The 11,034-nt window shown below is 68.4% G+C and carries 8 protein-coding genes and 1 tRNA gene; 7 read left to right on the top strand and 2 right to left on the bottom strand.

Features of this window, described 5'->3' with window-relative positions:
• Nucleotides 1-7 precede the first annotated feature (7 nt).
• From FHS97_RS06240 to FHS97_RS06250, 3 genes are all read left to right on the top strand, one after another.
• Nucleotides 8-2,878: a PAS domain-containing hybrid sensor histidine kinase/response regulator gene (locus FHS97_RS06240; RefSeq protein ID WP_184034673.1), complete on the top strand. Its 2,871-nt coding sequence runs from the start codon at nt 8-10 to the stop codon at nt 2,876-2,878.
• 89 nt (nt 2,879-2,967) lie between these two features.
• Entirely contained in the window at nt 2,968-3,867 is a 900-nt protein-coding gene (locus FHS97_RS06245; protein ID WP_184034692.1) for an RcnB family protein, read from the top strand.
• Nucleotides 3,868-3,912: 45 nt separating this feature from the next.
• Nucleotides 3,913-4,611, top strand: a complete 699-nt coding sequence (locus FHS97_RS06250; RefSeq protein WP_184034695.1) for a prolyl hydroxylase family protein — start codon at nt 3,913-3,915, stop codon at nt 4,609-4,611.
• 119 nt (nt 4,612-4,730) lie between these two features.
• Here FHS97_RS06250 and FHS97_RS06255 read toward each other — a convergent pair whose 3' ends face one another.
• Entirely contained in the window at nt 4,731-6,257 is a 1,527-nt protein-coding gene (locus FHS97_RS06255; protein WP_184034698.1) for a fumarate hydratase, read from the bottom strand.
• A 380-nt stretch (nt 6,258-6,637) separates the two neighbouring features.
• On the opposite strand from FHS97_RS06255, the gene FHS97_RS06260 reads away from it, so the two are divergent.
• Nucleotides 6,638-8,515 carry a ribonucleoside-diphosphate reductase subunit alpha gene (locus FHS97_RS06260; protein ID WP_425506292.1) on the top strand — a complete coding sequence of 626 codons (1,878 nt, stop codon included), beginning with the start codon at nt 6,638-6,640 and terminating at the stop codon, nt 8,513-8,515.
• Between the two features lie 122 nt (nt 8,516-8,637).
• Nucleotides 8,638-8,880 (top strand): hypothetical protein, encoded by a 243-nt coding sequence (locus FHS97_RS06265; protein ID WP_184034704.1) that lies wholly within the window; start codon nt 8,638-8,640, stop codon nt 8,878-8,880.
• 80 nt (nt 8,881-8,960) lie between these two features.
• Here the strand turns inward: FHS97_RS06265 and FHS97_RS06270 are convergent.
• Nucleotides 8,961-9,047, bottom strand: a tRNA-Leu gene (locus FHS97_RS06270).
• 171 nt (nt 9,048-9,218) lie between these two features.
• On the opposite strand from FHS97_RS06270, the gene FHS97_RS06275 reads away from it, so the two are divergent.
• Together FHS97_RS06275 and FHS97_RS06280 are read left to right on the top strand one after the other, a co-directional pair.
• Nucleotides 9,219-10,148, top strand: a complete 930-nt coding sequence (locus FHS97_RS06275) for a complex I NDUFA9 subunit family protein (RefSeq protein WP_184034706.1) — start codon at nt 9,219-9,221, stop codon at nt 10,146-10,148.
• 35 nt (nt 10,149-10,183) lie between these two features.
• Nucleotides 10,184-10,993 (top strand): undecaprenyl-diphosphate phosphatase, encoded by an 810-nt coding sequence (locus tag FHS97_RS06280; protein ID WP_184034709.1) that lies wholly within the window; start codon nt 10,184-10,186, stop codon nt 10,991-10,993.
• The last annotated feature ends 41 nt before the right edge of the window (nt 10,994-11,034 follow it).

Consider the following 11,034-nt stretch of genomic DNA (forward strand, 5'->3'; position numbering starts at 1 on the left):
CAGGATGATGCCTTCCCTTCCCCGCGAGGACAGCGCCCGACAACCATTTGCGCGCGCAGGAGAAGTCGGGAAGCTGCTGCGCGCGACGGACTGGTCGCGCACGTCGCTGGGACCGATCGCGGCATGGCCGGCACCGCTGCGCGCGGCGCTGGAGCTGCTGTTGCCGATGGGCGCGCAGATGCTGCTGATCTGGGGGCCGGAGCGCCGGGTTTTCTACAACGACGCTTATGCCGCGCTGCTCCACGACCGTCACCCCGCCGCGCTCGGCCAGCCCGCGGACGAGCGCTGGCACCGCGCGTGGGTCGAGGTCGCGCCGATGGTCGACGAGGTCTTCGCAACCGCGCGGACGTTGACGCTCGGCGATCGCCGCTTCGACATTCTCGCCGACGGACAGCCGACCACCTTGCACTTCGACATGTCGCTGTCGGCGGTGCTGCTGGAGGACGACACGGTCGGCGGCGTGCTGGGGGTGGTGTCGGACGTGACCGAGCGGATGCGGACCGTCGAATCCGCCACGCGCGAGCGCGCGCGGCTCGTCCAGATGTTCGACCAGACGCCCGGCTTCATCGCGGTGCTGCGCGGCGCCGATTATGTGATCGAGCTGGCCAACGCCACCTACCGCCGCATGACCGGCGACCGCGATCTGGTCGGCCGGCGCTATGCCGATGCGCTGCCCGAGGTCGCCGCCTCGGGCTTTCTGGAGCGGCTGGACGAGGTCCGCCGGACCGGCGCTCCGTTCCGCGCGGTCGACATGCCGGTGCAATTGCCGACCGCGACGCCCGGCGTGCTTCGCGACTATTGGATCGACTTCATCTGCCAGCCGATCACCGACGAGCACGGCAGTGTCGTCACGATCTTCATCGAGGGGGTCGACCGTACCGATCGCCACCATGCGCGCGCGGCGCTGGCCCGCGGGCGCGCGTCGCTCGAACAGGCGACCGAGGCCGGCGAGATCGCGACCTGGGAATATGACCTGCGGCACGATCGCTTCAGCTGCTCGCCGCTCGGCATGTCGCTCTACGGGCTGCCGCCCGACAGTCAGCCGATGTCGCGCGAGGCGTTCCGGTTGCTGGTCGAACCCGACGACCTTCCGGTGCTGGAGGAGGCCTTCCCCCCGGTCATCGACCCGACGGTGCGCGCGCCGTTCGATGTCGAATATCGCGTCGCGCAGGAACGCGTCGGCGCGGTGCGCTGGCTGTCGGTCCGTGGGCGCGGGATCTTCGAGGGTGATGCCTGCGTCCGCGTCGTCGGCACGATCATCGACATCACCGCCCGCAAGTTGCAGGCCGAGGCGTGGCGCGAGAGCGAGGCCCGCTTCCGCACGCTCGCCGACAGCCTGCCCGCACTGGTGTGGATGACCGATCCGCACGGTCAGGTCACTTTCGCCAGCCGGGGGTTCGAGACGATCCTCGGCGTCGCGCCCGAGACGATCGAGGAGCGCGGCTGGGTCGCGCTGCTTCGTCCGGACCGCCGCGACGCCGCGCTGGCGGCGCGAAAGCGCTGGTTCGCCGCGCCCCGGCCGCTCAGCGGGGAACATCCGCTGCTGACGCCCGCCGGCACCACGCGCTGGATGCACATCGAGGCGCGCCCGCGCTTCGTCGGCGAGGCCTTCCAGGGCTATACCGCCTGCGCGATCGACGTGACCGACGCGCATCTCGCCGGCGAACGGCTCGAAGCGCGCGTCGCCGAGCGCACCGCCGAACTGACCGCGCAGATCGCCGAGCGCGAGCGGGTCGAGGAAACGCTCCACCAGATGCAACGGCTGGAGGCGATCGGGCAGCTCACCTCGGGCGTCGCGCACGATTTCAACAATCTGCTGACGGTGATCCTCGGCAACGTCGACTCGCTGGTCGCCGCGGGGAAGCGCGGGCTGCTCGACCCGCGGCTCGAACCGCGCCTCGACCATGTCCGCATCGCCGCCGAGCGCGGCGCGGCGCTGACCGCGCAATTGCTCGCCTTCTCGCGGCGGCAGCGGCTGGAGGCAAAGGTCGTCGACCTGAACCGCACCGTCACCGGGCTGCTCGATCTGCTCGGCGGCACCCTCGGGCGCGACATTGCGATCGAGACGCGGACGCCGCCCGGCATCTGGCCCGCCTTCGTCGATCCGACGCAGATGGAGCTCATCATCCTCAACCTCGCAATCAACGCGCGCGATGCAATGCCCGACGGCGGCACGCTGGTGCTGTCGGTCGCGAACGAGACGCTGGGGAGGCCGGAGCGCGCCGAGGAACCGCCGCCCGGCGATTACGTCCGCGTCGCGGTGACCGACACCGGCACCGGCATGGCCGACGCGGTGCTGGCGCGCGCGTTCGAGCCGTTCTTTACCACCAAGGAGGTCGGCAAGGGCTCGGGGCTCGGGCTCGCGCAGGTGTTCGGCTTCGCCAAGCAATCGGGCGGCGGGGTGCGGATCGACAGCACGCCGGGCACTGGCACGACGGTCAGCGTGTTCGTGCCGCGCGCCGCGACCGCCGCCGACGCGCCGTCCGACGCCCCCGCCGCCGCCCCCGCCGAGCCGCTGCACGGCGCGACGGTGATGGTGCTCGACGACGACGATCGCGTGCGGCAGGTCGCGGTCGAGGCGCTGCGCGAGGCCGGGTGTCGCGTGGTCGAGGCCGCCGATGGCGAGTCGGCGCTGGAGGCCTTGCTCCACGAACCGGCGATCCGGCTGGTCGTCACCGATATCGCGATGCCCGGCATGACCGGCATCCAGTTCGCACGGCGGATGCAGGACCTGCATCGCGACGTCGAATTGCTGTTCGTCACCGGCCATGCCGATCCGTCCGATATGGAGGGGGTGCGCGAGGACCGGCTGATCCGCAAACCCTATCCGCGCCGCATGTTGCTGGAGCGCGTGCGCGCGATCCTCGCCGAGGGGTGAGCCGCGGCTTTCAATCGGCTGCACGACCGGTTCAGTCTTCGTTGTCGGACGCCGTGGCAGAAAGGCGGCAAGATGGTCGGAGGGTGGTGATGTTGAAGGCGATGGTGGCGGGCTTGTTGTCGATGACCGCGCTGGTGCCGCCGGTGCTGGCGCAGGATAGGGGCGCGCAGGACCGGGGCATGCAGGACGGGCGGTCGATGGACCGCGGGCAATGGCGGCGCAACCGCGCGGAAATGCCGGCGCCGCCGCCGCGATCCGCGGGGGACGCTGGCACGGCCGGCGCGGTCGATCGGCCATCGGCGCCGGCACCAGGTCGCTGGGAACGCGACGCCGCGCCCGGTCGTCGCGATCCGGCGCGCGCGGATCGCGACGACCGCCCCCCCGCGCCGAACGGCGACTGGCGGAGCGGACGCCCGCCCGCACCGCGCGACGATCGCCGCTTCGACGATCCGCCGCGCCCATCCGTCCCGAACGGCGACTGGCGGAGCGAGCGCCCGCCCACGCCGCGTGGCGACTGGCGCAACGATCGCGCGGCGCAGGATCGCCGCGACGACTGGCGCGATCCCGCGCGACGCGCACCCGATCGTGTCTGGAGCGCCGAGCCGGGTCGCCGCCGCTACGACCGGCACGACGCGCCGCGCCCGCCCGCCGCGGTATGGCGGGCAGAAAGCGTCGGGCGCTGGGACCGCGAATGGCGGCGCGAACCGCAATATGACTGGAACCGCTATCGCAACGAGCGGCGATCGGTCTTCCGCCTGCCGCGTTACTACGCGCCTTATGGCTGGCAGGGCGGCTACCGGCGGTTCGGCGTCGGGATCGCGATCGCGCCGATCCTCTACACGCCGCGCTACTGGATCTACGATCCTTACGCCTATCGCCTGCCCGACGCCGGCGAGCCGTATCGCTGGGTGCGTTATTACGACGACGCGCTGCTGGTCGACATCGAGGACGGCACCGTCGTCGACGTCATCCACAGCATCTTCGAATAAGCGCGACGGCTTGAAAGTCGCGGCGGCGCGCGACACACTTTCGCCATGTCGCTCGCCACCACCCCGCCCGGCCATCCGTCCGCCGTCCGTGCCCAGCTGGGCGCGGCGGTGGCAGCGCGGCTCGACGCCGATCCGCGAATGCAGCGCCTGCCCAGCGACACGGTCGCGGCGTGGCGCTGCCCCGATTTCCTCGACGCCGCCAATTGCGACTGGCTGGTGCAGGTGATCGACGGCAATCGCCGCCCCTCGACGCTGTTCAGCGATCGCGGCGGCCCGGCCAGCCGCACCAGCGACAGTTGCGACATGGATCGCAACGCCGACGGCATCCGCCAGATCGACGAATATATCGCCGCCTCGCTCGGCATCGCGCCCGCGTTCGGCGAGACGATGCAGGGGCAGCGCTATGCCCCCGGCCAGCTGTTCCGCGCGCACCACGATTACTTCCACGAGGCCGAAAGCTACTGGCCGGCGATGCGCGAGAACGGCGGCCAGCGCACCTTCACCGCGATGATCTACCTCAACGATGTCGAGGAAGGCGGCGCGACCTGGTTCCCGAAGGGCGGCCTGCGCGTCGCGCCGCGCAAGGGGATGCTGCTCGCGTGGAACAACATGAACCCCGACGGCAGTCCGAACACCGCGACGCTGCATGAGGGCATGGCGGTACTGGAGGGCACCAAATACATCATCACCAAGTGGTTCCGCGAGGAGCCATGGGGCCGCAAACCGCGGGGGAACGCGGCCTAAGTCCTTCCGTCATTGCGAGCGTAGCGAAGCAATCCAGGGCGTCCTGATCCGGCTCTGGATTGCTTCGCTACGCTCGCAACGACGAGGTTTCGTCGTCCCGGATCAAGTCCCGGATGGCGTCAATTGGCGGGCACCAGCAACCCCTCACGTGCGATCTTCTCGCGCCACACCAAAGGCGCGAGCTGGTGGACGTTGTTTCCCTCGGCATCGACCGCGACCGTCACCGGGAAGTCGGACACCTCGAATTCGTAGATTGCCTCCATCCCGAGGTCCTCGAAACCGACGACCTTGCTGCCCTTGATCGCGCGCGCGACCAGATAGGCCGCCCCGCCGACCGCCATCAGATAGGCGCTCTTCGCCTCGCGGATCGCATCGGTCGCCGCCGGCCCACGCTCGGCCTTGCCGACCATCGCGAGCAGGCCCTGATCGAGCATCATCCGCGTGAACTTGTCCATCCGCGTCGCGGTGGTCGGACCCGCCGGCCCCACCACTTCCTCGCCGACCGGATCGACCGGGCCGACATAATAGATCACGCGCCCCTTGAACTCGACCGGCAGATCCTCGCCCTTCGCGAGCATATCGGCGATGCGCTTGTGCGCGGCGTCGCGGCCGGTGAGCATCTTGCCGTTGAGCAGCAGCCGGTCGCCCTGCTTCCATGACTGCACCACTTCCGGCGTCAGCGTATCGAGATCGACGTGGATCGCGGCCTTGTCGGGCGTCCAGTTGACGTCGGGCCATTCCGCCAGCTTCGGCGCCTCGAGGAACGCCGGCCCCGAGCCGTCGAGCGTAAAATGCGCGTGGCGGGTCGCGGCGCAATTCGGGATCATCGCCACCGGCTTGCCCGCGGCATGGCACGGTGCGTCCTTGATCTTGACGTCGAGGATCGTCGACAGCCCGCCCAGCCCCTGCGCGCCGATGCCGAGCGCATTGACCTTGTCGAAGATCTCGATCCGCAGCGCCTCGATGTCATTCCGCGGCCCGCGCGCCTTGAGCGGCCCCATGTCGATCGGCTCCATCAGCGCCTGCTTGGCGAGCAGCACGCAATGTTCGGCGGTGCCGCCGATTCCGATCCCGAGCATCCCCGGCGGGCACCAGCCCGCCCCCATCTGCGGCAGCATCTCGACCACCCAGTCGACGATCGAATCGCTGGGGTTCATCATCTTGAACTTCGACTTGTTCTCGCTGCCGCCGCCCTTGGCCGCGACATCGACCGAGACGGTATTGCCCGGCACCATCTCGACGTGCAGCACGCACGGCGTATTGTCCCTGGTGTTGCGGCGCGTGAACGCCGGGTCGACGAGCACCGAGGCGCGCAGCTTGTTCTCCGGATGGAGATACGCGCGCCGCACCCCCTCATCGACGACCTCCTGCATCGAGCGGCTGTTGTCGTCGAGCCGGCAGTCCATGCCCCATTTCACGAAGACGTTGACGATCCCGGTGTCCTGACAGATCGGGCGATGCCCCTCCGCGCACATGCGGCTGTTGGTCAGGATCTGTGCGATCGCGTCCTTGGCGGCGGGCGACTGCTCCGCTTCGTAGGCGGTGCCCAGCGCGCGGATATAATCCATCGGGTGATAGTAACTGATGAACTGAAGCGCGTCGGCGACGCTCTCGATCAGGTCGGCGGTACGGATCACGGTCGTCATGGCGACGCTCTATAAGCGCGCTCGCTCCGCGGCAACAGCGCCGCGCGCCGGCCCGCTTCATGCGCGTAGCATGCAAAAAATTTTTGCCTGCTTGCATTCCGAAAATCGGCTCAAGTCCACGCGTCGCTCCGGCGACCGGTTCGCAGGCTGCGATGAGGGGACTTGCCTGCCCGGCGCATCTGCCACAATCTGTAGAGGTAGAGGCCGGACTGCGGCGCTATCGGTGGTAAGGTGGCGGGTGACGCCCCCCATCGCTGGCGCGACCGGCCGCGAACTTGAAATAGCCGATCCGACACGGATCGCACCACTGACAGGCGGGCGAGAGCATGAACTTCACGACCACGGACGCCGAGGCGATGAGCGCAGACATGATCGAGACCATGACGGCCCAGGCGACCGCAGAGGCGACTGCCACCGAACAGGCGATCGCCAAGCATGGCGCGCGTACCGCGCCCTATCCGCTCGACGTCGATCACAGCCGCGACGCGCTGCTGACCGACTTCGGCAAGGAGACGCTCAAGGACCGCTATCTGCTGCCGGGCGAAAGCTATCAGGACCTGTTCGTCCGCGTCGCCAGCGCCTATGCCGACGATCAGGCGCACGCGCAGCGGCTGTACGACTATATCTCGAAGCTGTGGTTCATGCCGGCCACCCCGGTGCTGTCGAACGGCGGCACCGGCCGCGGGCTGCCGATCTCCTGCTATCTCAACTCGGTCCCCGACAGCCTCGACGGCATCGTCAAGACGTGGAACGAGAACGTCTGGCTCGCGTCGCGCGGCGGCGGGATCGGCACCTATTGGGGCAATGTCCGCGGGATCGGCGAGCCGGTCGGGCTCAACGGCAAGACCAGCGGCATCATCCCGTTCGTGCGCGTCATGGATTCGCTGACGCTCGCGATCAGCCAGGGTTCGCTGCGCCGCGGTTCGGCGGCCTGCTACCTCGACATCTCGCACCCGGAAATCGAGGAGTTCCTCGAAATCCGTAAGCCCTCGGGCGATTTCAACCGCAAGGCGCTTAACCTGCACCACGGCGTGCTGATCCCCGACGCGTTCATGGCCGCCGTGCGCGAGGGCGCGGAATGGCAATTGCTGTCGCCGAAAGACAAGACCGTCCGCGCCACCGTCGACGCGCGCGCCCTGTTCCAGAAGCTGGTCGAAACCCGGCTGGCGACTGGCGAACCGTACATCGTCTTCTCCGACCATGTGAACTCGACGATGCCCAAGCATCACCGCGAACTCGGGCTCAAGGTCTCGACCTCGAACCTGTGCAGCGAGATCACGCTGCCGACCGGCACCGATCATCTCGGCAACGACCGGACCGCAGTCTGCTGCCTGTCGTCGCTCAATCTCGAGACGTGGGACCAGTGGAAGGACGAGAAGGGCTTCGTCGAGGACGTGATGCGCTTCCTCGACAACGTCCTGCAGGATTACATCGACCGCCACGAACCCGGCATGGAGCGCGCGGCCTATAGCGCGGCGCGCGAGCGCTCGGTGGGTCTGGGCGTGATGGGCTTCCACTCGTTCCTGCAGGCACGCGGGCTGCCGTTCGAGGGCGCGATGGCCAAGAGCTGGAACCTCCGCATGTTCAAGCAGATCAATGCGCAGGTGAACGAGGCGTCGATGGTGCTCGCGCATGAGCGCGGGCCGTGCCCCGATGCCGCCGATGTCGGCGTCATGGAGCGGTTCAGCTGCAAGATGGCGATCGCGCCCACCGCATCGATCTCGATCATCTGCGGCGGCACCAGCGCGTGCATCGAGCCGATCCCGGCCAACATCTACACGCACAAGACGCTGTCGGGCAGCTTCGCGGTCAAGAACCCGTATCTGGAGAAGCTGCTCAGCGAGAAGAGCAAGAACGCGGATTCGGTGTGGAACTCGATCCTCGAGCACGGCGGGTCGGTGCAGCACCTCGACTTCCTCTCGCAGGAAGAGAAGGACTGCTACAAGACCTCGTTCGAGATCGACCAGCGCTGGCTTCTCGAACTCGCCGGCGATCGCACGCCGTACATCGATCAGGCGCAGTCGCTGAACCTGTTCATCCCCGCCGATGTCGAAAAGTGGGACCTGCTGATGCTCCACTTCCGCGCGTGGGAGCTGGGCATCAAGTCGCTGTATTATCTCCGCTCCAAGTCGGTGCAGCGCGCCGGCTTCGCGGGCTCGGAAGGCTCGGGCGGGGTCGAGGCCGACAACACGATCGCGACGCCGAAATTCTCGATCGGCGAAACCACCGACTATGACGAGTGCCTCGCCTGTCAATAAGCGCGCTCACCACGCGCTCACCCGGCGGGATGGCGGGGTTCACGCGATGAACCCCGCCTGACGGCCTGGCGGGGTCGACGTTGAGCTTGAGCCGGCCTTCGCTTGCTCGCAAAGGCCGCCGGATGGCCGGCAAGACCGAAGCGACGATCGCGATTCCCACGGTCGTCGCCCGCGTATCGAACCGCACAATTCGCTGCTCGACGCGGTGGGGACGTGATCCGCGGCGTCGCTATCCGCGACTGCGCCAGTCAGCCGGATTCCGGATCACGTCCGGCCCGCCGCATGGAAGCGCTGTCCGGAACGACACGCCGCCCATGATCGCGAGATTTCCGAAGATCGATGATGCGCGGGACTCACCGGCGTGAGCCCGGTACGTTCGTACCAGACGGTCGCCCGAAGCCGTGGATTTCCGTCAGTCCCATCGCGCCAACGCGCTGATGGAAAATGGTGCCCAGAAGAGGACTCGAACCTCCACGACCTTGCGATCGCCAGCACCTGAAGCTGGTGCGTCTACCAATTCCGCCATCTGGGCACGGGGTAGGCCGGTGCCTCTATGGGCGGGTGCCGGGGGTGTCAACACGATTTTGTCGCACCCGCGGCATTTTTTGCACCGCGGCATCGAAAGCGGCTAAACCTTGTCAACGCCGGGTGCGGCGGGCAAGGCACGCGCACGGGCGAAAGGGCTTTCGGGATGAAGGACGGCATGGACAACAAGCTGGTGACGCTGATCGGCGGCGGAGGCTTCCTCGGTCGCTATATCGCGCAGGCGCTGCTGTCGGCGGGCGCACGGGTGCGCATCGCCCAGCGCGATCCGCGGCAGGCATTCTTCCTGAAGCCGCAGGGCGGTCTCGGGCAGACGCAGTTCGTCGCGGTCGACGTGACCCGTCCCGAGACGATTGCCAACGCGGTCCATGGCGCGGATGGCGTCGTCAATCTCGTCGGCACCTTCGCGGGCAATCTGGCGCGCGTTCACGTCGACGGCGCGCGACACGTCGCGGACGTCGCGGCGAGGAACGGTGCGGCGCTGGTCCATGTCTCGGCGATCGGCGCGGACGCGAACGGCGACTCCCTTTATGCCCGGACCAAGGGTCAGGGTGAGGACGCGGTCCGCACCGCCTGCCCGTCGGCGACGATCCTGCGCCCTTCGACCGTCTTCGGGCGTGAGGACCAGTTCGTGAACCGCTTCGCCGGGATGATCGCGCGACTGCCGGTGGTGCCGGTGCTCAAGCCGAACGCCCGCTTCCAGCCGGTGTTCGTCGGCGACGTCGCGCGCGCCGCGGTGACCGCGCTCGCCGATCCAGAGACGTTCGGCGGCCGCACCTTCGAGCTGGGCGGGCCGGAGGTGCTGACGATGCTCGAACTGCACCAGCGGATCGCACGCCACATCGGCCGCACGCCGCATTTCGCCCCCCTGCCCGACGCGGTCGGCGGGCTGCTCGCCGCGCTGCCGGGGACGCCGATCAGCGCCGACCAATGGAAGCTGCTCGGGCATGACAGCGTGGTCGGCGCCGGCGCCGAGGGGCTGGCGGCGCTCGGGATCGGCGCGACGTTGCTCGACGCGGTCGCACCCGACTGGCTGGTGCGCTACCGCAAGGCGGGCCGCTTCAGCATGATCGAACGCGCGGCGGGCTGACGCCTGCCGCGGCCATCCTTTAGCGGGGACCGCGCGTGAACGACCTTCTCACCATCATCCTGCTCGGCGTCGTCGAGGGGGTCACCGAATTCCTGCCGGTCTCCTCGACCGGCCATCTCGTTCTCGCCGGTGCCTTGCTCGGCCTGTCCGAAGGCGATGCGACCTTCGACATCGTCATCCAGCTCGGCGCGATCCTCGCGGTGGTCGTGCTGTTCTGGCGGCGCTTCCTCCGCGTCGGCACCGGGCTGCTGCGGCGCGAGCCCCCGGCGATCCAGTTCACGCGCAACGTCCTGCTCGGCTTCCTGCCATCGGCGTTCGTCGGCGCGATCGCCTATTCGGCGATCCGCGCGGTGCTGGAGGCGCCGGGCACCGGGCCGTTCGTCGTCGCGGTCGCGCTGATCGTCGGCGGCGTCGCGATCCTGTTCATCGAGCGCGTCGCGCCGCGCGCCGCCGGCGGCTCGGTCGAGACGATGCGCTGGAAGACCGCGCTTGGGATCGGGGTGGTGCAATGCCTGTCGATGATCCCGGGGGTCAGCCGCTCGGGCGCGACGATCATGGGCGCGCGCGCGATGGGAGTCGATCAGGAAACCGCCGCCGAGTTCAGCTTCTTTCTCGCCATTCCGACGATGATGGGCGCGACGACGCTGGCGCTCTGGAAAAGCCGGCATGAGCTGGGCGACGCGCATCTTTCGGCAATCGCGATCGGCTTCGTCGTCTCGTTCATCGTCGCAATGGTGGTGATCCGCTGGTTCATGGCGATCGTCACCAAGCACGGCTTTGCGCCCTTCGCCTGGTATCGAATCATCGTCGGCGTCATGGCGCTCGCTGCGCTGGCGATCCGATAAGGATTGAACCGGACCTACTTTGCGGCTCTTGTTGCAAGCTG

Source organism: Sphingomonas endophytica (assembly GCF_014199415.1).
GTDB lineage: Bacteria > Pseudomonadota > Alphaproteobacteria > Sphingomonadales > Sphingomonadaceae > Sphingomonas > Sphingomonas endophytica.